Consider the following 21,835-nt stretch of genomic DNA (forward strand, 5'->3'; position numbering starts at 1 on the left):
ACGGAGATCGTCATGGAATCCCGCCAGACGCCGGAACCGGTCACCGCACTGCGCTGGTGCGCCGTGTGGATGACGCTGATCGCCTTGCTGCTGGTCGGCGCCCAGATGAACAGCGCCCATGCGTCGGCAACCGAGCCGGCCATGGGCGACATGACCTCGGCTTCGGCAGTCGCCGACTTTCCCGAGTTCGAGGTCGAGGGCTGCTGCAAGCTGTGTCCGGCCGCCGCCAGCCCCGGCAGCTACAGCACGTCCTTCCTGCGCAGCTTCACGATGCTACGCGAAGGCCAGGACGGCTGGCTGTTCCGCTCCGACGACGATCTGCGCATCAGCTTCGGCCCCGACGACGAAGGCTTGAAGGACCTGGTGCGGCTGAACCAGGCGCTCAAGAAGAAGGGCGTGACGCTGGTCATGGTGATCCAGCCGCCGCGTGGCCTCATGCATCGCGAGAAGCTGTCGAAGGTGGACCGCGCCAACTACAACCATGAGCTGGCGCAGTTCAGCTACGTCAACATGCTCAAGCGTCTGCGCGCGGCCGGCATCGTCGTGCCGGATCTGGAGAAGCTGGTCTACGACCGCAGCGGCAAGGATTTCTTCTTCAAGGCCGACCACCACTGGACGCCGGAAGGCGCGCGCCGCACCGCGGTGCTGAGCGCCGAGACCATCCGCGAACTGCCGCAGTACAAGCAGCTCGAGCAGCGCAAGTTCGTCACCAAGCCAGCCGGGCTGTTCGCCAAGCGCGGCACCTTGAGCCGCGCGGCCGAGCGCATCTGCGGCTTCGACTCGCCGTCGCAGTATGTGCGCACCTACACGACCGAACCGCTCGACGACAGCGACGGCGCATCGCTGCTCGGTGAGTCCGCGGCCCCGCCGGTGATTCTGGTCGGCACCAGCAACAGCGATCCGACCTACAACTTCTCCGGCTTCATGTCCGAAGCGCTGGGCATCGACATCATCAACGCGTCGATCCCCGGCGGCGGCATGGACGGCGCGATTCTCGCCTTCATGCGCAGCGCCGAATTCCAGGAGACGCCACCCAAAGTGCTGATCTGGGAAGTCGAGGCTTACCACAACATTTCCGATCCGGAGTTCTACCGGCAGGCGGTTCCGCTGGTCGACGACGGCTGCCAGCGCAAGTCGGTGGCACTCAAGGACACGCGGCCGCTGAAGCCGGGCCGCAACGAGATCCTGTTCAACGGCAACGGCCAGGTGCGCGAGCTGCGCAGCAAGGACTACACGATCGACCTGCAGTTCAGCGATCCGGCGGTCACCGATCTCGACGCGGTGGTCTGGTACACCAACGGCCGCCGCGACACCGTCACGCTGGAAACCGATCACTCCGACGGCAAGGGCCGCTTCCTGTTCGAGCTGCGCGACGACGGCGACTGGGCCGGCTTCACGTTCCTGTCGATGGACGTCGAGCTGCCGCCCGGCGCGCCCGGCAGCGGCACGCTGGAAGCGCGGCTCTGCGAACGCGCGACGCCGTCCAGACGCATGCAGACCGCGAGCCGGTGAACGCCATGAAACGATTGAGCCGTTATCTGCTGCCGCTGCCCGCCCTGTTGCTCGCCGGCCTGTGGAGCACGCTGGGCACGGCGGCGACGCTGCAGCCGCCACCGGGCTATGCGGTCGCCGTCGGCCAGGGCCGCAAGGATCTGCGCGACTGCCCGGCGGATGCGCAGCCGTTCACGACCAAGCTCGATTTTCCGAGCAAGTTCGAAGGCTCCGACAAGGCGCGCGACGATCGCAATCCGGTCGCCGAGGCGGAGTATCGCCGGCGCATCGCGTCGATCACCGCTTTCGAGCGCGGCGTCAGCAAGCAGGTCGACGACTACATGCGCGCCGGCAAGCCGCAGGCGCTGGACTGCGCAATCAATCTGCTGCACAGCTGGAGCACCGCCGGCGGCCTGCAGGGCGAGTCGACGACGCATACCGGCAAGTCGATGCGCAAATGGGCGCTCGGCAGCGTGGCCTCGTCCTACGTGCGGCTGAAGTTCTCGCCGTCGCGGCCGCTGGCGACAGTCGATGCGGAAAAGATCCGCGCGATCGAAGCCTGGATGTCGCGCGTCGCCGACCAGGTCGTCGACGAATGGCGCGACCAGCCGATCAAGAAGACCAACAACCACGAGTACTGGGCCGCCTGGGCGGTGATGGCAGTCGGCGTCGCGCTCGATCGCGAGGATCTGTTCGACTGGGCCGTCGAGCAGTATCACATCGCCGCGAAGCAGATCGACGCCGGCGGCTATCTGCCCAACGAGCTCGCCCGCGACACGCGCGCGCTGTACTACCACAACTATGCATTGACGCCGCTCGCGATGATCGCCGCGTTCGGCAAGGCCAACGGCCTCGATCTCGCCGCCGACAACGACCGCGCACTCGACCGCCTGGTCGGCCGCGTGCTCGCCGGCATCGACGATCCCGACGACTTCGAGGACAAGACCGGTTCCGAGCAGGTCGTCTCGGAGCTCGGCGAGAGCTCGAAGTTCGCGTGGATGGAGGCGTACTGCTGGACCACGCCCTGCAACAAGGATCTGCAGAAGCGCCTCGACAAGCTGCGGCCGATCAGCAGCACCCGTCTGGGCGGCAATGTGTCCGACCTGTTTTCCGTACAAGCCCGCACTCACGCCGTGAGTCCGGGTGCATCCCATTCATCCCAGGAGGTAAGCTCATGGACATCCCCATTCGCCCGGCGCTGATGCCGGCAACCGCCCTCGTCCCGATCCTGATGTCCGGCGGCGCCGGTACGCGGCTGTGGCCGCTGTCGCGCGAGGCCTATCCCAAGCAGTTCCACGCGCTCAACGGCGATCTGACGCTGCTGCAGAACACCGCGCTGCGCGCACGTTCACTCGAAGGCGCCGTCGCGCCGGTCGTCATCGGCAGCGAGGCGCATCGTTTCCTGATTGCCGACCAACTGCGCGAAGCCGGCGTCACGCAGTCGACACTGCTGCTGGAGCCGGAAGGCCGCGACACCGCACCGGCCGCCGCGGTGGCCGCGCACTTCGCGGAGGCCAGCTACGGCGAGAACGCGATCGTGCTGCTGATGGCGGCCGATCACGTCATCGAGGATATCGAGCAGTTCACCGCCAAGGTGAAGGTCGCTCAGAAGCTCGCCGCCGCAGGCCACATCGTCACCTTCGGCATCCAGCCGACACGTGCCGAGACCGGCTTCGGCTACCTGCGCCGCGGTGCGCCGCCCGAAGGCAGCAAGCCGGGCGAGCACTTCAAGGTAGATGCCTTCGTCGAGAAGCCTGACGCCGAACGTGCGCAAGCCTTCATCGACAGCGGCGAGTACTACTGGAACAGCGGCATGTTCATGTTCCGCGTCGACCGCTTCCTCTCCGAACTGGATCGCCTGCAGCGGCCGTTGAGCCAGTGCGCGCACGCGGCGCTGATGATGGCGCGGCACAGCGAGGACGGCGTGCACCTGAATGCCGAGGCCTTCGCGTCATGCAAGAAGATCTCGCTCGACTACGCCGTGATGGAGAAGCTCGACGACATCGTGCTCGTGCCGCTCGACGCCGGCTGGGACGACGTCGGCTCCTGGGCCTACCTCGGCAACCTGCCGGCCAGCGACGAATCCGGCAACCATACGCAGGGCGATGTGCTGCTGGAAGATTCGTCCAACAACCTGGTGCGCTCGGACGGCCGCCTGATCGCGATGGTCGGCGTCAGCGACCACGTGGTCATCGAGACGGCGGATGCGGTGCTGATCGCGCCGCGCGATCGTGTGCAAGAGGTCAAGGGCGCGGTGGAGTCGCTGCGCAAGCAGCAGCGCTCGGAAGCGACCCAGCATGCACGCTGCCACCGGCCTTGGGGTCACTACGAGACGGTCGCCGGCGGCGATCGTTTCCAGGTCAAGCGCATCGTCGTCAAGCCGGGACAGAAGCTCAGCCTGCAGATGCACCACCATCGCGCCGAGCACTGGATCGTCGTGCGCGGCACGGCGCTGGTCCATTGCGGCGACCGTGAGTTCCTGTGCTCGGAGAACGAGTCGACCTACATCCCGCTCGGCACCACGCACCGGCTGGAAAATCCCGGCGTGCTGCCACTGGAGCTGATCGAGGTGCAGTCCGGCGCGTATCTCGGCGAGGACGACATCGTGCGCTTCGAGGACGTCTACGGCCGCATCGAACCGGACTGCGCCGAAGCGCCGCCGCCGGTCGTCGAGCCGCTGGCGGCCGCGGCGCGCGCGGCCTAGGCCGGCTTCAGTGCAACAGCGCGCTGTTGTTGGCGGGTGCCGGCACCGGGACCGGACGCTGCAGCACCGTGGTGGCGCCGTAGCTGAACGCGGCGCGTTCCCACTGCTCGCAGGTGGCCATGACCCAGGTCGGCAGCTCGCCGGCGTCGACCGCCTTCTCGATGCGACGACGCGCCTCGAAAGCGCGGTCGGCGGCCTGCTGCAACAGCGCTTCCATCTTTTCGCGACTCATGTTTACTCCTCCAATCCGCAGTCCCGCGGTGTGCCGTCCTGCCGTCCATCCATGACCCAGCCAGCGCAGCAATTCTGGGTCGGGCGCACGGCTTCCACAGACCCTCGCAGACGACCGGCAGCGTTGACGCTACCGGCGGCACTGCGTTCATCTTCAGCTTGCGCAGGTACCCTTCCATGACGCTCGAGACCCACACACCCGCCGCTCGCAATCCCTGCTTCAAGGCCTACGACATCCGCGGTCGCCTCGGCGACGACCTGAATGCCGACTTCGCCTACCGGCTCGGCCTCGCCTACGGCGCGCGATTCTCGCCGCAACGGGTCGCCCTGGGCCGAGACGTACGTCACAGCTCGCCGATGCTTCTCGACGCGCTGGCCCAAGGCTTCAACCGCTGCGGCGTCGAAGTGCTGGACCTGGGCCTGTGCGGGACCGAGGAAATCTACTGGGCCGCCCAGCAGGCCGGCGTCGACGGCGGCATCCAGATCACCGCGAGCCACAACCCGATCGACTACAACGGCATGAAGCTGGTGCTCGGCGGCGCGATCCCGGTCTCCGGCGATTCCGGCCTCGGCGACCTCGAAGCGCTGGTCTGCGCCAGCCAGGACCGCGCGCCATCGACGCCGCCGCAGATGATCCCGACGTCCTATCGCGACGCCTACGTGCGCTACCTGCTCGGCTATGTCGACCCAGCGCGGCTGCGGCCGCTGAAGATCGTCGTCAACGCCGGCAATGGCGCGGTCGGCCCGCTGCTGGACGCACTGGAACCGCAGCTGCCGTTCGAGCTGATCCGCGTCCACGCCGAGCCGGACGGCAGCTTCCCCAACGGCATCCCCAACCCTCTGCTGCCGGAGATGCGCGAGGACACGATCCGCGCGGTGCGTGCCAACGGCGCCGACTTCGGCGTCGCCTGGGACGGCGATTTCGACCGCTGCTTCTTCTTCGACGAGAAAGGCCGCTTCATCGAGGGCTACTACATCGTCGGCCTGCTTGCAGAACGCATGCTCGACAAAGCCGACGCCGCGTCGACCCGGCGCATCGTCCACGATCCGCGCCTGACCTGGAACACGATCAACGTCGTCACCCAGAACGGCGGCATCCCGGTGCAGTCGAAGACCGGCCACGCCTTCATCAAGGAACGCATGCGCCAGGAAGACGCGCTGTACGGCGGCGAGATGAGCGCGCACCACTACTTCCGCGACTTCGCCTACTGCGACAACGGCACGATTCCCTGGCTGCTGGTCGCCGAACTGATCAGCGACACCGGCAAGCCACTGTCGGAGCTGGTCGACGAGCGCATGCAGCAGTTTCCGGTCAGCGGCGAGATCAACCGCCGGGTCGACGACATCCAGAAAGTCGTCGGCAGCATCGAGCGCCACTACCAGAGCCAGGCGCGGGCGCTGGACTGCACCGACGGCATCAGCATGGACATGGGCGACTGGCGCTTCAACCTGCGCGGCTCGAATACCGAGCCGCTGCTGCGCCTCAACGTCGAGGCGCGCGGCGACGTCGGGCTGATGCAGGCCAGGACCGGCGAAATCCTCGCGCGGATCGACCGGGTGCCTTGATGCGCTCTTCTTCCTCTCCCCGCCTGCGGGGAGAGGGCCGGGGCGAGGGCCGCTGATCGCCGGAATTTGAGTCCGCCCGCAGGCGCGGTTAGGCTGCGCGCCCTGAGAACCTGACCGGGCAAGACGTCGATGAGCGAAGTAAGACCCCTGATGCACGCGATCCAGGATCGCGACCTCGCCGCCGCCAAGGCCGCACTGGAGCGCGACGTCGGCCAGGCCACCGATCCGCTGCCCGGCGGCCTGTCGCCGCTGATGTTCGCGCTGTACAACGGCGCCGCCGACATCGTCGAGTTGCTCAAGCCGTTCCGTCCGCTCGACATCTTCGAAGCGGCCGCCGCCGACGATGCCACCCGCATCGCTGTGCTGGTCACCGCCGATCCCGGCGTCATGACCCAGCACAGCGTCGACGGCTGGACGCCGCTGCACCTGGCAGCCTTCATGGGCTCGCGCAACGCGGTGCTGGTGCTGGTCGGCCTCGGCGCACCGATCAATGCGCCGTCGACCAACCCGATGACCAACTCGCCGCTGCACGCCGCAATTGCCGGCGCCGCCGGCGAAGGCCTCGCACCGCTGCTGATCGGCCTCGGCGCCGACCCGATGTACGTCGGCGGCAGCCAGGTCAACGCGCTGCATCTCGCCGCATCGCGCGGCTTCGAAAACCTCTGCAAGCTGCTGCTCGCACGCGGCATCGATCGCATGGCCGTCACCGAAGACAACAAGACCGCCTCCGACATCGCGCGCGAGCGCGGCCATCTGGGCACGGCGGCGTTGCTGGATCTGGCAGGGAACTGAGGCGGGTCTCGCGCCGCTTACGAAAGAACGCGCACAGCCCGCGTAGCCCGGGTGAAACCCGGGAGATGCCGGCATCGGCAAGCGCGCTACCCGGGTTGCACCCGGGCTACGTTTGTATGCGAACGCAGTTTTGCCGGGCGGGCATAAATAAACCCCGTTCGTCTCAAGTGCCGCGCGCGAAGCACGCGGTGTATCGAGAGACCGCTACGGGGCCTGGATCAAGCCCTTGCGCTTCGCCTCGCGCCGCTCACGGAAGAACGCGCGCAGAACGTCGCCGCATTCCGCCTCAAGCACGCCGCCGCGCCACTGCACGACATGATTCAACCGCGGCGCGGCGATGACGTCGTAGACGGAGTTCACCGCGCCGGCTTTCGGATCGCTCGCACCGAACACCAGTTCACGCACGCGCGCGTGGGTGATCGCACCGGCGCACATCACGCAGGGTTCCAGCGTCACATACAGCGTCGTGTCGTTGAGACGGTAGTTGCCGATGCGTTTCGCCGCGGCGCGCAGCGCGATCATCTCGGCATGCGCGGAGGGATCGTGCTCGGCGATCGGCCGGTTCCAGCCCTCGCCGACGATGCGTCCCTGGAAGGTCACGACCGCGCCGACCGGCACCTCGCCCTGCAACTGCGCACGCCGCGCCAGCAGCAGCGCGTGCCGCATCATGACGATGTCGATCGTGCTGCTATCGGCGTCCACGTTGGCGTCCGTCGCTCAGGCGCTGAACGCCGAGCGCATCGTCCATGCGCCGATGATGACGAAGCCGAGTCCGGCAACCAGCTTCAGATGCTTCGGGCTGACCACGGTCGACAGCCAGCCGCCGGCGAGTACGCCGATGCCGGCGGCGACAACCAGCGCGGTCGCCGAACCGGCGAAGACCACCCACTTCGACGTCGGCTTGTCGGCGGAGAACAACATTGTCGCCAGCTGCGTCTTGTCGCCGAGTTCGGCGATGAACACCGTGACAAACACGGTGGCGAAGATCTTCAGGTCCATGGCGCGGTCCGGTACTGGGGAAGATGACCGGCGCCGCTGGCTCTGGAAAACCGCTCGCTCGGAACGGCGCGAATTCTAGCACCCGCCTCCTGCGCTCAGCGGGAGGCGGCCACGATTGCCGGCGCCGCTTCCCAACCGCCGCCGAGCGCCTTGTAGATCGCGACCACGGACAGTTGCTGCGCGGTGCCGGCCTGGGCGACGGCATCCTCGGCTTCGAGCAGCGTGCTTTCCGCATCGAGCAGGCGCAGGAAATCGATGACGCCTTCGCGGTACTGGATGCGTGCCAGTTCAGCTGCGCGTCCCGATGCGGTCGCCTGTCGTGTCAGGCTCGCCAACCGCGCCTGCTGCTGCCGGTAGCCGACGAAGGCGTTCTCGGTATCTTCCTGTGCATGCAGCACCGCCAGCTCGTAAGCGGCGAGCGCGCCTTCCGCCCGCGCTTCGCTGCCGCGGATGCGGGCGCGCACGCTGCCGAGATCGAGCGCCGCCCAGCTCAGCGTCGGCGCGATCGACCAGGCCTGCGTCGCCGATTCGCCGAGGCTGCCGACGTTGCCGGACACGAAGCCGAGGAAGCCGTTGAAGCTCAGGCGCGGAAACAGATCCGCGGTCGCGACACCGATGCGCGCGGTCGCCGCGGCCAGATTGCGTTCGGCGATGCGCACGTCGGGACGGCGGCGCAGCAGATCGTCGCCGGCGCCGATCGCCAGCTCATGAACGCCCGGCTGCGTGACGACCGGCGCCAGTTCCGCATCGAGCGCGCCCGGCCGCTGACCGAGCAGCACGGCGAGCCGGTACGCGGCGCGGCGCTCGGCGGTGATCAGCAGCGGAATCACCGCTTCGGTCGCCGAGTAGCGCGCCTGGCTGCTCGCGACATCGAGTTCGGCACTGCGGCCGACCTCGTAGCGCACTTCGGTCAGGCGCAGCGTCTCGGCCTGGTTGCCGAGATTGCGACGCGCGACTTCCAGCTGGCGTTGCGCGCCGCGCAGCTCGAAATAGTTGCGCGCGATCTCGGCGGCGACGCTGACCTGCGCATCCTGCAGACCGGCGACCGCCCCTTCCGCATCGGCGCGCGCCGCTTCGGTCGCGCGACGTACGCGACCGAACAGATCGATCTCCCAGCTGGCATCGAAGCCCAACTGGTTGATCTCGGTCTCGACGCGCTGTTCGTCGGCGCCGGCCAACTGCGCCTTGCTGCGTTGATGCGCCGCCCCGGCGGTGATCGTCGGAAACTGGTCGAGCTGCGCGTCGCGGAACAGCGCGCGCGATTCGCTGACTCTGGCCAGCGCCGAACGCAGATCGAGGTTCGCGCTGAGCCCGCGCGTCACGAGGCTGTCGAGCACGGCGTCGTCGAACTGCCGCCACCACTGGGCTTCCGGCGCAGCCGGGCTCAGGCCCTCGCCGGCGTTGACGAACTCCACCGGCGCCGGCGTCGGCGCGCGGTAGTCGGGCCCGACCGCGCAGGCTGCCAGTGTCAGCACCAGCGGCACGACGGCAACTGTCTTCAGGAGGCTTACCACGGCAGCACCTGGCCGAGATGGAAGAACGAGCCGCTGGGCCCATCGGCACCGAGCAGTGCCAGCTCGACGCTGGTCTTCGCGCCCTCGCCGACTTCGATCTCGCCCTCGCCATGGTTCATCTCGGTCTTCACGTAACCGGGATGCGCGGCGTTGACCTTGATCTTCGTGTCCTTCAGCTCGTAGGCGAGATGCACGGTCCAAGCGTTGACCGCGGCCTTCGACGCGCTGTACGCCGGCACGGCCTTGAAGTCGTAGATCGGCGAGCCCGGCGTCGCGTGGATGCTGATCGAGCCGAGGATGCTCGACAGGTTGACGATGCGGCCGGCGGCGGACTTCTTGACCAGCGGCAGGAAGGCGTTCGTCACCTCGACGAGGCCGAACAGGTTGGTCTCGAAGATCTTGCGCCAGACATCGACGCCCTGCGCGGACGGCAGGCTGCCGGCACTTCCGGCGACGATGCCGGCGTTGTTGATGAGGATGTCGAGGCGGCCGTGGCGCTTCTCGACCTGCTTCACTGCGGCGGCGATGCCCGCCGAACTGGTGACGCTGAGCTCCAGCCCTTCGGCGGCGAGGCCCTGTCCCTGCAGACGCAGCGCAGCGGCAACGCCCTTGCTGCCGTCGCGGCTGCCGAGGATGACGTGCACACCTTGCAGCGCCAGCTGGCGCGCGGTCTCGAAACCAAGGCCGCGGTTGCCGCCGGTGATCAATGCAATCTTGTCCATGAAATGCTCCTGTTTCTGTTTTCGTTGGCACGTAGCCCGGGTGAAACCCGGGGATCTGCGCCTGTGGAGAAAGCGCGAACCCGGATTGCATCCGGGCTACATGCTGTTTCCGTTAGTGAGAGTGGACTGGCTCGCCTGCATCGGCGATCGCTTCCGCCGCGCGGCGCGACGGCAGCAGACGGCGCGCCAGCAGGTAGAACACCGGCGTCAGCAGCAGGCCGAACAGTGTCACGCCGAGCATGCCGGAGAACACCGCGACGCCCATCGCATGACGCATCTCGGAACCGGCGCCGCTGCTGAACACCAGCGGCACGACGCCCATGATGAAGGCGATCGACGTCATCAGGATCGGCCGCAGGCGCAGGCGGCAGGCATCGAGCACGGCCTGCCAGGTCGACTCGCCCTGCGCTTCGCGATCCCTTGCGAACTCGACGATGAGAATCGCGTTCTTGCACGCCAACCCAACCAGCACGATCAGGCCGATCTGCGTGAAGATGTTGTTGTCGCTGCCGGAGATCTGCACGCCGACGATCGCGCTGAGCAGCACCATCGGCACGATCAGGATCACCGCGAGCGGCAGGCTCAGGCTCTCGTACTGCGCGGCGAGCACGAGGAACACCAGCAGCACGACCAGCGGAAACACATAGGCCATCGTGTTGCCGGCGAGGATCTGCTGATAGGTCAGGTCGGTCCATTCGTAAGCCATGCCGTTCGTCAGCTCGCGCTGCACGACTTCCTCGATCGCCGCCTGTGCCTGACCGCTGCTGTAGCCGTCGGCCGGCGCACCGTTGAGATCGGCGGTCAGGTAGCCGTTGTAGTGCATGACGCGATCCGGCCCGGCGGTTTCCTGCACGCTGACGAAGGCGGCGAGCGGCACCATGTCGCCATCCGCGTTGCGCGTCTTGAGCTTGCCGATGTCGGCCGCGGTGAGGCGGAACTCCGGCTCGGCCTGCACATTGACCTGGTAGGTGCGCCCGAAACGGTTGAAGTCGTTGACGTACAGCGCACCCAGATAGACCTGCATCGTGTCGAACAGGTCCGGCAGCGCGATGCCGGCCGCCTTGGCCTTCTCGCGGTCGATGTTAGCCGCGACCTGCGGCACGTTGATCTGGTAGCTGGTGAAGACGTCCTTCAGCTCCGGACGCTCCTTGGCCTTGGCGATCAGGTTCTGCATCTGCCGATGCAGCTCCTCGAAGCCGAGGTTGCCGCGGTCCTCGATCTGCATCTTGAAGCCGCCGATCGTGCCGAGTCCTTCGACCGGCGGCGGCGAGAACACGCCGACCTGCGCATCCTGGATCTTGTCGAACTGGCTCTTCAGCTGACCGGCGACTTCCGACGCCGACTGGTTCTTGCCCTGGCGTTCGTCGAAGGACTCCAGCGACTCGAAGGAGATGCCGGCGTTCGGGCTGTTGGTGAAGCCGTTGATCGACAGGCCCGGGAAGGCGATCGAGTTCTTGACGCCCGGCGTCTGCAGATCGATCTCGCCCATGCGGCGGATCACGCGCTCGGTGCGGTCCAGCGTCGCCGCATCCGGCAGCTGCGCGTAGGACACCAGGTATTGCTTGTCCTGCTCCGGCACGAAGCCGGTCGGCGTGCTCGCGAAGCCGAGCCAAGTCAGCAGGATCAAACCGCCGTAGACGAACAGCGCGATGCCGCTCGCCCGCATGACGCGGCTGACCGAGCTGACGTAGCCGTTCGACGCGCGCGTGAAGAAGCGGTTGAACGGCCGGAAGAACCAGCCGAGCGAGGCATTGATGCCGCGCTGGAAGCGATCCGGCGCCGCGCCATGCGGCTTGAGCAGTACCGCCGACAGCGCCGGCGACAAGGTCAGCGAGTTGAACGCCGAGATCAGCGTACTGATCGCGATCGTCAATGCAAACTGCTTGTAGAACTGGCCGGACAGGCCGCTGATGAACGCGGTCGGGATGAACACCGCGCACAGTACCAATGCCGTGGCAAGGATCGGCCCGGTGACTTCCTTCATCGCCTGCTGGGTCGCGGCGAACGGCGACAGGCCGTTCTCGATATTGCGCTCGACGTTCTCGACGACGACGATCGCGTCGTCGACGACGATGCCGATCGCCAGCACAAGGCCGAACAGCGACAGCGCGTTGAGGCCGAAGCCGAACAGATGCATGACCGCGAACGTACCGATCAGCGACACCGGCACCGCGATGAGCGGAATCACCGACGCGCGCCAGCTCTGCAGGAACACGATGACGACCAGCACGACCAGCACGATCGCCTCGAACAGCGTCTTGACGACGGCCTTGATCGAGCCACGGACGAACACCGTCGGATCGTAGGCGACGTCGTACTCGAGGCCCTGCGGGAAGTCCTTCTTCAGCTCCGCCATCCGCGCGCGCACCGAATCGGAGATGGCGATCGCGTTGCTGCCCGGCCGCTGGAACACGCCGATACCGACCGCCGTCTGGCCGTCGAGCAGCGCACGCAGCGCGTAGTTGTCCGAGCCGAGTTCGATGCGGGCCACATCGCGCAGACGCGTGATCTGCCCGTCGCCGCCGGTCTTGACGATGATGTTCTCGAAGTCAGCCTCTTCGACGAGACGACCCTGGGTGTTGATCGCGAGCTGGAAGTTCGGCTGCGGCGAGCCGTCGTTGAGTTCGCGGATGCCCGAAGCCGGCGCGCCGAGCTGGCCGGCGGCGACCTGGATGTTCTGTTCGCGGATCGCGTTGACGACATCGCTCGCGGTCAGATCGCGGCTTGCGACCTTCTCCGGATCGAGCCAGATGCGCATCGAGTAGTTGCCGCCGCCCCAGGCCTGCACATCGCCGACGCCCTCGAGACGCGCGAGTTCATCCTTGACGCGCAGCGCGGCGTAGTTGGCGATGTAGGTCTGGTCGTAGCGACCGTCCGGCGAATAGAGGAACACCGCGACGGTGATGTTCGGCGACGCCTTGGCGGTCGTCACGCCGATGCGCTGCACGTCCTGCGGCAGTTTCGGCAGCGCCTGCGCGACGCGGTTCTGCACCAGCACCTGCGCACGGTCGACGTCGGTGCCGAGCTTGAAGGTGATCGTCAGCGTCATCACGCCGTCGGCGGTCGCCTGCGAAGCCTGGTACAGCATGCCCTCGATGCCGGTGATCGCCTGCTCCAGTGGCCCTGCGACCGTCTCGGCGATGATCTTCGGGTTGGCGCCCGGATACGCGGTGCGCACGACGACCGTCGGCGGCACGACCTCCGGGTATTCACTGATCGGCAGCTGTGGCAGCGAGATCAGGCCGGCGAGCAGGATCAGCGTCGACAGCACACCGGCGAAGATCGGCCGGTTGATGAAGAATTGCGAGAGCTTCACGGCATGCTCCGGGCGTTGTCGCCGCTGTTGCGCGCGACGGTTGTGGCGACAGTGCCGATCACGGCACCGCCATTGCTCGCCTGCTTCAAGGTCTGGCCCTGCTCACCGCCCATCGCGGCGCGGATCGGCGTGACGGCTTCGCCCGGCTTGGCATGCTGCAGGCCGTTGACGACGATGACATCGCCGCCCACCAGTCCGCTTTCGACAATGCGCAGGCCGTCGACCGCCGGACCGAGCGTCACCGTGCGGTACTCGATCGTGTTGTCGGCCTTCAGCGCGAGCACGAACTTCTTGCCGAGGTCCGCGCCCACCGCACGATCGTCGATCAGCACGCGCTCGCGCTGCTCGCCGGCGACGAGACGCACGCGGGCGAACAGGCCGGGCGTCAGCGCGCCATCGGCATTGGCGAACACCGCACGACCGCGGATCGTGCCGGTGCGCGGATCGAGGCGGTTGTCGATGAAGTCGAAGCGTCCGCTGCGCGGATAGCCTTCTTCGTTGGCGAGCCCCATGTAGACCGGCTTGTCGCTCTTCGCGCCTTCGCGATTGCTGTAGCGCAGGTAAGTCTGCTCGTCGGTATCGAAGTACGCGTAGATCGGATCGTCCGACACCAGCGTCGTCAGCAGGTTGGCGCTGCTGACCAGATTGCCCGCGGTGATGTTGGCGCGCGAGACGCGGCCGTCGATCGGTGCGGTGATGCGGGTGAACTCCAGATTCAGGCGCGCGGCTTCAAGGCTGGCGTCGACTGCGCCGACATCCGCAGCCGCAGCGGCGGCGGCAGTGAGGATGCGGTCGTACTCTTCGCGCGAAATGGCGTTCTGGTCGAGCAGGCGCTGCGCGCGGTCGCCGTTGGCCTTTGCGAGCTTGACCTGCGCATGGGCGCGCTGCTGCTCGGCCACCAGCCGGTTGACCTCGGCGCGATATGGCCGCGGGTCGATCTGGAACAGCACCTGGCCCTTCTTTACCCGCGAGCCTTCCTCGAACTGCACCGACTCCACATAGCCGCCGACGCGCGGATGAATGTCGACGGAGTTGACGGCTTCGAGCCGGCCGGTGAATTCGTCCCAGTCGCGCAGCGGCTTCACCAGGACTTCCGAAACGGTGACTTCCGGCGGCGGCGCGACGGCGGCGGCTTCCTGAGCGTCTGAATCGGTGCAGGCATTGAGCAGTCCCGCGCCGAGCAGGGACAAAGTAGTGGCGAGGATTGCAATCTTGGCGTTGCGCATCGTGTGACTCCGAATTTGTAGCCTTGAGGCGGCCAATGGCCCGCCCCCAACCCGTCGAATTTCTGCAACAACTACCCGCGAAGTCCTGACAATTCATGGACTTGACATCGGGGTGAAACATCGCGATCATTCTCGACGTTACTAGACCGTTCGGTATCACCTAGGTCAGACGATACTGACCGGTCACTATCGTGTCAAGAGGAGAATGTCGATGAACGCCAAAGCGCAGTTCGCGCCGGAGCCCAACTCGCTGACTTCAGATGAGAAGTTGGCCAGCCTTTGTGTCCGTGACCGGATCTTCGAGACGGCCCGCGAGCTGTTCTATCGCCAGGGCATCCATCAGGTCGGCGTCGAAGCGATCGCCACCAAAGCCGGCACGACCAAGATGAGCCTGTACCGCCATTTCGCCTCGAAGGACGATCTGGTCGCCGCCTGCCTGACCGAGGATGTGCGCCTGTTCTGGGAGTGGTGGGACAGCGTTGTCACCCCGCACGCCGGCAATCCGCGTCAGCAGCTGGAATCGCTGTTCGACGCCTTCCAGAACGACACCTGCGAAGTCGAAAACGCGCGCGGTTGTCCGCTCGCCAACGCCGCCGTCGAGCTGCCGGAACCGGAGCACCCCGGCCGCCAGGTCATCATTCAGTACAAGACCGAGCAGCGCCGACGCCTGCGCGAGATGTGTCATCAGATGGGCGCACGCAATGCGGACCGCCTCGGCGATGCGCTGGTGCTGTTGATCGAAGGGTCTTACGTCAGCGGCCTGGTGTTCTGCCAGAGCGGGCCGGACAGCGCGGTGGCTGATACGGCAAGGATGCTGATTGCGGCGCATCTGCCGGTTGCATAACCGACTGCAGTAGCTCCCTCTCCCCGCACGCGCGGGGAGAGGGTTGGGGTGAGGGGTGTGCCTGTTAAAGAGCGTTGCGCTCTCCGCCTGCCCCTCACCCCTGCCCTCTCCCCGCAAGCGGGGAGAGGGAGAAAGAAATCAGATCACGCCCTTCTTCACCAGCGCCTCACGCTCGGTTGAGCCAATCCCCAACAGCTCACCGTAGACTTCCGCATTGTGCTGCCCCAACGCCGGACTCGGCTGGCGGATCTTCCCCGGCGTCGCCGACAGCTTCGGCGCAATGTTCTGCATGCGGATCTGACCGAAATCCGGATGCGGCACGTTGACGATCGCCTCGCGCGCCTGGAAGTGCTCGTCGGCAATCATGTCCGGCGCGCGGTACATCAACCCGGCCGGCACGCCGTGCTCCCGCATCTTCGCCAGCACGTCGCTGGTCTTCAGCGTCATCGTCCAGGCTTCGATGCGCGCATCGAGCTCGCCCTGGCGCTGGCCGCGCGCGACATGCGTTGAGTACTCCGTGCTCTGCGCCAATGCGTCCTGCCCCATCGCCTTGCACAGCCGGCCGAAGATCGCATCCTGGTTCGCACCGATCAGCACCATGCCATCGGCGGTCTGATAGACGTTCGACGGCGCAATGCCCGGCAGGAACGAACCGACGCGCTCGCGGATGAAGCCGGCCTTGTCGTATTCCGGAATCAGCGATTCCATGATGTTCAGCACCGCCTCGTACAGCGCCGAATCGACCATCTGCCCACGCCCGGTCGCGTTGCGCACGTTCAGCGCGGCGAGCGCACCGAGGCAACCGAAGGTCGCCGCGAGCGAATCGCCGATCGAGATGCCGACGCGCGACGGCGGCGCCGTCGGATCACCGACGATGTAGCGCAGGCCACCCATCGCCTCGCCGATCAGACCGAACGAAGGCTGGTCGGCATACGGCCCGTTCTGGCCGAAGCCCGACACGCGGACCATGATCAGCTTCGGATTGATCCGGCTCAGCGTGTCCCAGCCGAGATTCCATTTCTCGAAGGTGCCGGGGCGGAAGTTCTCGATGAGGATGTCGGCCTTGACGACCAGATCGCGCAGCAGCTGCTGGCCTTCCGCCTGGCGCAGGTCCAGCGTCACCGACTTCTTGTTGCGCGCGATCACCGGCCACCACAGCGGCTTGCCGTCCTCGCTGCGCTTGCCCCACTCGCGCATCGGATCGCCGACGCCGGGCGGCTCGATCTTGATCACCTCGGCGCCGAAGTCCGCCATCAACTGGCCGCAGAACGGGCCGGCGATCAGCGTGCCGAGTTCGAGCACGCGCAGGCCGGTCAGCGGGCCGTTGGGGAATTGCTGCTGTATGGGGTCGTTGTTCGACATCACTTGCTCTGTTCACTCGTCTTTCCCGCGAAAGCGGGAATCCAGGGCGGAGAGAGCAACGCTTCTTAACCCTGGATTCCCGCTTTCGCGGGAATGACGTTCAAAGAATCTGGAGTTCGGATAGCGCAGCCCGCGCTATGCGTGATCGGCGTCCTGCAAAATCATCGCCGCGCCCTTCTCACCAATCATCGTCGCAGCAGCATTGGTATTGCCGCTGATCAGCAGCGGCATCACTGATGCATCGACGACGCGAAGGCCCTCGATTCCGCGTACGCGCAGGCGTGGATCGACGACTGCCATGCCGTCAATGCCCATCTTGCAGGTCCCGACAGGATGATAAGCGGTCTCGGCATGGCCCCGCACCCAGTCGAGCAATTCCTCGTCAGTCTGCAGCTGCGCGCCCGGCTCGACTTCCTGCAAGCGGTGCGACTCGAACGCCGGCTGATCGAGTACCGCACGGGTCTTGCGAATGCCGGCAACCAGCGTCTCGAGATCACGCTGGTCCGCGCCGTAGTTGAAATCGATCGACGGCGCCGCGAGCGGATCGGCACTGGCGAGACTGACGCGACCGCGTGAGTGCGGTCGCAGGAAGTAGTTCATCACCGAGTAGCCGTAATGCCAGGCGCGGCGCAGCTCGAAGGCATGCACGGTGTTGACGCTGGGCAGGAAGTGCCATTGGATGTCCGGCCGACCGGCTTCGGCCTGGGCACGGATGAATCCGCCGACCTCGGCAATGTTGCTCGTCGCCTCGCCGCGCCGCTTTCGCAGGTACTGGACCAAGCTGCGCAGCAGGCGCCCCCAGTAGCTCGGCTTGAAGGCGAAACCGACCTTCGACTTCGCATGCCAGGACACGAAGACATCGAGGTGGTCCTGCAGGTTCTCGCCCACGCCGGGCAGTTCGTGCAGACAATCGATGCCGTGTTGCTGAAGCGCCAGACGCGGACCGATACCGGACAACAGCAACAGCTGCGGCGACTGGATCGCGCCGGCGGCGAGAATCACTTCGCGCCGCGCGCGCAGTGCATGCGGCTTGCCCTTCTGCACGATGTTCACACCGACCGCGCGGCCCTGCTCAATCAGAATCTTGGTAGCACGTACACCGGTCAGCACCTGCAGATTGGCGCGCGCCTGCGCCGGACGCAGGTAGGCTTCGGCATTGCTGTGGCGTTCGCCGTTCTTCTGGAACACGCGGTACTCGCCCACGCCTTCCTCGCTGCTCAGATGATTGTCGACGTTGCGCGCGTAACCGGCCTGCCCGGCCGCCGCGAGAAAGGCGTCCGACAAGGGATTGTTCGGATGCACGCGCCGGCTGACGCTGAGCGGGCCTTCGTGACCGTGGCTGCCGTCGGCCGGATCGGCTTCAAAGTTCTCCGACTGCAGAAAGTACGGCAGCACGTCCGCATACGACCAACCCGCGCAACCGCTCGCCGCCCAGTCGTCGTAGTCCTGCGGATTGCCGCGCACGTAGCACATCGCGTTGATCGCACTGCTGCCGCCGAGCACCTTGCCACGCGGGCAATACAGGCGGCGATTGTTCAGATGCGGCTGCGGTTCCGACCAGAACTGCCAGTTGTGCTTGGCGTCCTGCGCGAGCGCGGCGATGCCGCCGGGAAACTTGATGTTGAAGTGCGTGTCCGCCGGGCCGGCCTCAAGCAGCGCGACGCGATGTTGGCCGCTCGCGCTGAGGCGGTTGGCGAGCACGCAGCCCGCGGAGCCGCCGCCGATAATCAGGTAGTCGTAGGTTGGGTTTTCGCTCATCGCATTTACTTAGTGCTCCCTCTCCCCTCAGCGAGGGGAGAGGGTTGGGGTGAGGGGCCTCTATCTAGTTCGACTGCGCTCGGAAAGCCGCCCCTCACCCTAGCCCTCTCCCCGCGCGCGGGGAGAGGGAACATTCATCTCAAACGCTGCAGTCACGCTCACAACTCCGACCCCCACAACACCACCGCATCACGCCGCGCACCCGCCTTCTTCAACAGCTCCGCATAGTGCGACTCGATCACCGGCCGGCGGATCTTGCCGGTCGGCGTCACCCGTCCGTTGTCCGGCGTCCAGGCCTCCTGGACGATCACGCACTGCGCGATGCGCTCGTGGTCGTCGAGCGTCGCGTTCACTGCCTCGATGTCCGTGCGCAATGCAGAAGCCAGCGCCGCGCGATCGCGCACCTGCCCGTTCGGATTCAAGGTCGCCAGCAGCACCGGCTGGTTCAAGCCGCTGCCGCACAGGCACATCTGTTCAAGGTCGGTGTTGCGCGCCATCGCACCTTCGACCGTCGTCGGCACGACGTACTTGCCCTTCGCGGTCTTGAACTCGTCCTTGATGCGGCCGGTGACGTACAGGAAACCATCGGCATCGACACGCCCACGATCGCCGGTACGCAGCCAGCCGTCGGCGGTGAATGTCTTCGCGGTCTGCTCAGGGTCCTTGAAATAGCCGAGCATCACCGCGCCGTGCTTGAACTGGATCTCGCCATCCTCGCCGAGCCGGAAACCCGACCCCGGCAAGGGCTTGCCGACTGAACCAGCGCGGCAGACGCCCGGCAGCTCGACCGCCGCATACGCACAGGTCTCGGTCATGCCGTAACCCTGGTGCAGCGGCAGGCCGAGCTTGCCGAACCACTCGATCAACGGCACCGGCGCCGCCGCCGCGCCGCAGCCGAGCGATTCGACGTGCTGCAGACCCATCTTGCGGCGCAGCGTCTTGCGGAACCAGCGATTGACCAGCGGGATGCGCAGCAGGCGATCGAGCTTGTGCTGCGGCAACTTGCCGAGGATGCCGGCCTGCACGCGCGCGTAGACCAGCGGCACGCCGGAGAAGCGCGTCGGCGACACCTTGGCCAGCGTCGCCGCGAGCAGCTCGGGCTTTTCGAGGAAATGCAGCTCGGCGCCGACCGCGAGGCTCATCGCCTCGCCGAACACACGCTCCATCAGGTGCGCGAGCGGCAGGTACGAGAACAGCACCTCGCGCGGCAACGGCTCCATCGTGTTCTTCAGGATGTTGTCGATCGCAAATGCGATGTTCGCGTTCGACAGCATCACGCCCTTCGGCTGGCCGGAGGTTCCGGAGGTGTAGATCAGCATCGCCAGTGCATCGGCGGCCGGCGCCGCGTACTCGGCCAGCGGCGCGTGGCCTTTGACGAACTCGTCCCAGCTCAGATCGGTGCGCGGCACGCCCGGATACGGCGTACCGATCGTCTGCACGCCGGCCGGCAGGCTTGCGACCAGCTCATCGGCATCGCCCGGCATCAGCGACGGGCCGACGAACACGTGCTTCACCTCGGCGTGGTCGAGGATGTAGCCGAGCGTCGCCTTGCCCTGGCGCGGATACAGGCCGACCGACACATGGCCGGCCATCGCGATCGCGAGGTCGGCGATGATCCAGTGCGCGGTGTTCCGGCCGCTGATCGCCAGCCGGCTGCCCGGCGGCAGGCCGAGCGCGCGGATCGCCGCGGCGGCGCGGCGCACTTCGGTCGCCACCTCGGCGAAGGTATAGGCACGCTCGACATCGTCGACCGGCTGGAACAGCCAGGGCCGCTGCGGCTCGCGGCATTCCCAGTCCAGCAGGCGTTGCACCAGGTTCATGTTGTTCTCCTCGCATCGCTCTCGAACCGTCATTCCCGCGAAGGCGGGAATCCAGGGCGGAAAACACAGTCCCTCCTAACCCTGGATTCCCGCTTTCGCGGGAATGACGTCAAATCAAATCGTCCGCGAAATCAGTTCCTTCATGATCTCATTCGTACCGCCATAGATCCGTTGCGCACGCGAATCCACATACGCCCGCGCCACAGGATAGTCGAGCATGTAGCCATAGCCGCCATGCAGCTGCACGCATTCGTCGTTGATCTTTCCCTGCAGGTCCGAGCACCAGTACTTCGCCGCAGCGGCCGCGGCGACGCTGAGCTTGCGCTGCATCTCCAGCTCGATGCACTTGTCGACGAACACGCGCGCGATCTGGGTTTCCGATTTCATCTCGGCCAGCTTGAACCGCGTGTTCTGGTAACTCGCGACGGTCCGCCCGAACACCTTGCGGCCCTTGACGTACTCGATCGTCTTCTCCAGCACATACTCGCAGCCGCAGACCGCAGCGATCGCGATCTGCAGGCGCTCCCATGACAGCTCGGTCATCAGCAGGCCGAAGCCGGCGCCGAAAGCACCAAGCACATTGGACTTCGGCACGCGGACCTTGTCGAAGTACAGCTCGCAGGTGTCCTGCGCGCGCATGCCGACCTTCTTCAGCGGCTTGCCCTTGGTGAAGCCGGGCCGGTCGGCTTCGACCAGCACCAGCGTCACGTTCTTCGCGCCGCCGGACCGATCGCCGGTCTTGCAGACGACGATCGCCATGTCGCAGTTGTAGCCGTTGGTGATGAAGATCTTCGAACCGCTGATGACCAGCTCGTCGCCGTCTTCCTCGGCGTAGGTCTGCACCGCCTGCAGGTCCGAGCCGGTGCCGGGCTCGGTCATCGCGATCGCGGTGATGACTTCGCCGCGTGCCATCGGCGGCAGCCATTTCGCTTTCTGCTCGGCGTTGCCGAACTTGTTGATGTAGTTGGCGACGATGTCGGAGTGCAGCCCCCAGCCCGGACCGGACAGCCCGGCACGCGCCTGCTCTTCCATCAGCACGACGCTGTACAGGCGATCGACGCCGGCACCGCCGTACTGCTCCGGCATCGTCACGCACAGGAAGCCGAGTTCGCCGGCGCGCTGCCAGGCCGAGCGATCGACGAACTGCTGGTCCTCCCAGCGCTCGTGATGCGGCACGCACTCGTCTTCGAAGAAGCGCCGCACGCTGGCCCGGAAGTCTTCGTGCTCGGACGAGAACAGCGAACGCGCAATCAGGGGTTCATAACTCATCGTCGGCTCCGCGGGTTCGGCCGGACTATCGCTGGCGGTCCGGTTTTACGTCAAGCATCTTTACCATTATTCGGCGGACTCCCTGCGATGTTGCAGTGCGAGAAGAACCTTTTTGTTAAGTTAGTTGACAATGTTTGAGCCCGCGCGGATAGTCGGGCCACGGCGATGAACGCGAGTCGACAACGACTAAAGCGGGCACGAATCCGGAGGAGACGGTAGCA

At 66.2% G+C, this 21,835-nt stretch carries 17 protein-coding genes; 6 read left to right on the plus strand and 11 right to left on the minus strand.

The window, feature by feature from the left end; translation table 11 throughout:
- The first annotated feature begins 12 nt into the window (after nt 1-12).
- Genes AC3WUF_RS11375 through AC3WUF_RS11385 form a run of 3 tightly spaced genes read left to right on the plus strand, consistent with a single transcriptional unit; the run spans nt 13 to nt 4,195 of the window.
- Complete coding sequence (locus tag AC3WUF_RS11375; RefSeq protein ID WP_492425537.1) at nt 13-1,512, plus strand: alginate O-acetyltransferase AlgX-related protein; 1,500 nt, start codon at nt 13-15, stop codon at nt 1,510-1,512.
- 5 nt (nt 1,513-1,517) lie between these two features.
- Entirely contained in the window at nt 1,518-2,693 is a 1,176-nt protein-coding gene (locus AC3WUF_RS11380) for a mannuronate-specific alginate lyase (RefSeq protein WP_492425539.1), read from the plus strand.
- Nucleotides 2,666-4,195 (plus strand): mannose-1-phosphate guanylyltransferase/mannose-6-phosphate isomerase, encoded by a 1,530-nt coding sequence (locus tag AC3WUF_RS11385; RefSeq protein ID WP_492425541.1) that lies wholly within the window; start codon nt 2,666-2,668, stop codon nt 4,193-4,195. The genes AC3WUF_RS11380 and AC3WUF_RS11385 overlap by 28 nt, the downstream gene beginning before the upstream one ends.
- A gap of 7 nt (nt 4,196-4,202) precedes the next feature.
- On the opposite strand, the gene AC3WUF_RS11390 is transcribed toward AC3WUF_RS11385, so the two are convergent.
- Nucleotides 4,203-4,427: a hypothetical protein gene (locus AC3WUF_RS11390; RefSeq protein ID WP_492425543.1), complete on the minus strand. Its 225-nt coding sequence runs from the start codon at nt 4,425-4,427 to the stop codon at nt 4,203-4,205.
- Between the two features lie 176 nt (nt 4,428-4,603).
- On the opposite strand from AC3WUF_RS11390, the gene AC3WUF_RS11395 reads away from it, so the two are divergent.
- Entirely contained in the window at nt 4,604-5,992 is a 1,389-nt protein-coding gene (locus AC3WUF_RS11395; RefSeq protein WP_492425545.1) for a phosphohexomutase domain-containing protein, read from the plus strand.
- A 129-nt stretch (nt 5,993-6,121) separates the two neighbouring features.
- On the plus strand, nt 6,122-6,784 hold the full coding sequence (locus AC3WUF_RS11400; protein WP_492425547.1) for an ankyrin repeat domain-containing protein: 663 nt from the start codon (nt 6,122-6,124) through the stop codon (nt 6,782-6,784).
- Between the two features lie 204 nt (nt 6,785-6,988).
- On the opposite strand, the gene tadA is transcribed toward AC3WUF_RS11400, so the two are convergent.
- From tadA to AC3WUF_RS11430, 6 genes are all read right to left on the minus strand, one after another.
- A complete protein-coding gene (gene tadA / locus AC3WUF_RS11405; RefSeq protein ID WP_492425628.1) occupies nt 6,989-7,450 on the minus strand; it encodes a tRNA adenosine(34) deaminase TadA in 462 nt (153 codons plus the stop codon).
- Nucleotides 7,451-7,501: 51 nt separating this feature from the next.
- Entirely contained in the window at nt 7,502-7,783 is a 282-nt protein-coding gene (locus AC3WUF_RS11410; protein ID WP_492425549.1) for a TMEM165/GDT1 family protein, read from the minus strand.
- 95 nt (nt 7,784-7,878) lie between these two features.
- A complete protein-coding gene (locus AC3WUF_RS11415) occupies nt 7,879-9,297 on the minus strand; it encodes an efflux transporter outer membrane subunit (RefSeq protein WP_492425551.1) in 1,419 nt (472 codons plus the stop codon).
- On the minus strand, nt 9,291-10,019 hold the full coding sequence (locus AC3WUF_RS11420) for an SDR family oxidoreductase (RefSeq protein ID WP_492425553.1): 729 nt from the start codon (nt 10,017-10,019) through the stop codon (nt 9,291-9,293). The genes AC3WUF_RS11415 and AC3WUF_RS11420 overlap by 7 nt, the downstream gene beginning before the upstream one ends.
- A gap of 112 nt (nt 10,020-10,131) precedes the next feature.
- Entirely contained in the window at nt 10,132-13,335 is a 3,204-nt protein-coding gene (locus AC3WUF_RS11425; protein WP_492425555.1) for an efflux RND transporter permease subunit, read from the minus strand.
- Nucleotides 13,332-14,561: an efflux RND transporter periplasmic adaptor subunit gene (locus tag AC3WUF_RS11430; RefSeq protein WP_492425557.1), complete on the minus strand. Its 1,230-nt coding sequence runs from the start codon at nt 14,559-14,561 to the stop codon at nt 13,332-13,334. The genes AC3WUF_RS11425 and AC3WUF_RS11430 overlap by 4 nt, the downstream gene beginning before the upstream one ends.
- Nucleotides 14,562-14,772: 211 nt before the next feature.
- Between AC3WUF_RS11430 and AC3WUF_RS11435 the strand changes: the two genes are divergently transcribed.
- Complete coding sequence (locus tag AC3WUF_RS11435; protein ID WP_492425559.1) at nt 14,773-15,405, plus strand: TetR/AcrR family transcriptional regulator; 633 nt, start codon at nt 14,773-14,775, stop codon at nt 15,403-15,405.
- A 138-nt stretch (nt 15,406-15,543) separates the two neighbouring features.
- Here the strand turns inward: AC3WUF_RS11435 and AC3WUF_RS11440 are convergent, their stop codons facing one another.
- The 4 genes from AC3WUF_RS11440 to AC3WUF_RS11455 all read right to left on the minus strand — a co-directional run bounded on the left by AC3WUF_RS11440 (nt 15,544) and on the right by AC3WUF_RS11455 (nt 21,614).
- The gene (locus AC3WUF_RS11440; protein ID WP_492425561.1) at nt 15,544-16,767 is read right to left on the minus strand and encodes a CaiB/BaiF CoA transferase family protein; all 1,224 of its coding nucleotides are present in this window, start codon (nt 16,765-16,767) and stop codon (nt 15,544-15,546) included.
- A gap of 135 nt (nt 16,768-16,902) precedes the next feature.
- Complete coding sequence (locus AC3WUF_RS11445; RefSeq protein ID WP_492425563.1) at nt 16,903-18,525, minus strand: GMC family oxidoreductase; 1,623 nt, start codon at nt 18,523-18,525, stop codon at nt 16,903-16,905.
- Nucleotides 18,526-18,683: 158 nt separating this feature from the next.
- On the minus strand, nt 18,684-20,345 hold the full coding sequence (locus AC3WUF_RS11450; protein WP_492425565.1) for an AMP-binding protein: 1,662 nt from the start codon (nt 20,343-20,345) through the stop codon (nt 18,684-18,686).
- 114 nt (nt 20,346-20,459) lie between these two features.
- Entirely contained in the window at nt 20,460-21,614 is a 1,155-nt protein-coding gene (locus tag AC3WUF_RS11455) for an acyl-CoA dehydrogenase family protein (protein WP_492425567.1), read from the minus strand.
- Between the last annotated feature and the right edge of the window lie 221 nt (nt 21,615-21,835).

Source organism: Fontimonas sp. FW305-C-3 (assembly GCF_058783185.1).

Bases quoted from the DNA above. Each gene is read 5' to 3' on its own strand.
- AC3WUF_RS11375 (WP_492425537.1), top strand. From the start codon at position 13: ATGGAATCCCGCCAGACGCCGGAACCGGTCACCGCACTGCGCTGGTGC.
- AC3WUF_RS11380 (WP_492425539.1), top strand. From the start codon at position 1,518: ATGAAACGATTGAGCCGTTATCTGCTGCCGCTGCCCGCCCTGTTGCTC.
- AC3WUF_RS11385 (WP_492425541.1), top strand. From the start codon at position 2,666: ATGGACATCCCCATTCGCCCGGCGCTGATGCCGGCAACCGCCCTCGTC.
- AC3WUF_RS11390 (WP_492425543.1), bottom strand. From the start codon at position 4,427: ATGAGTCGCGAAAAGATGGAAGCGCTGTTGCAGCAGGCCGCCGACCGC.
- AC3WUF_RS11395 (WP_492425545.1), top strand. From the start codon at position 4,604: ATGACGCTCGAGACCCACACACCCGCCGCTCGCAATCCCTGCTTCAAG.
- AC3WUF_RS11400 (WP_492425547.1), top strand. From the start codon at position 6,122: ATGAGCGAAGTAAGACCCCTGATGCACGCGATCCAGGATCGCGACCTC.
- tadA (WP_492425628.1), bottom strand. From the start codon at position 7,450: ATGCGGCACGCGCTGCTGCTGGCGCGGCGTGCGCAGTTGCAGGGCGAG.
- AC3WUF_RS11410 (WP_492425549.1), bottom strand. From the start codon at position 7,783: ATGGACCTGAAGATCTTCGCCACCGTGTTTGTCACGGTGTTCATCGCC.
- AC3WUF_RS11420 (WP_492425553.1), bottom strand. From the start codon at position 10,019: ATGGACAAGATTGCATTGATCACCGGCGGCAACCGCGGCCTTGGTTTC.
- AC3WUF_RS11430 (WP_492425557.1), bottom strand. From the start codon at position 14,561: ATGCGCAACGCCAAGATTGCAATCCTCGCCACTACTTTGTCCCTGCTC.
- AC3WUF_RS11435 (WP_492425559.1), top strand. From the start codon at position 14,773: ATGAACGCCAAAGCGCAGTTCGCGCCGGAGCCCAACTCGCTGACTTCA.
- AC3WUF_RS11440 (WP_492425561.1), bottom strand. From the start codon at position 16,767: ATGTCGAACAACGACCCCATACAGCAGCAATTCCCCAACGGCCCGCTG.
- AC3WUF_RS11445 (WP_492425563.1), bottom strand. From the start codon at position 18,525: ATGAGCGAAAACCCAACCTACGACTACCTGATTATCGGCGGCGGCTCC.
- AC3WUF_RS11450 (WP_492425565.1), bottom strand. From the start codon at position 20,345: ATGAACCTGGTGCAACGCCTGCTGGACTGGGAATGCCGCGAGCCGCAG.
- AC3WUF_RS11455 (WP_492425567.1), bottom strand. From the start codon at position 21,614: ATGAGTTATGAACCCCTGATTGCGCGTTCGCTGTTCTCGTCCGAGCAC.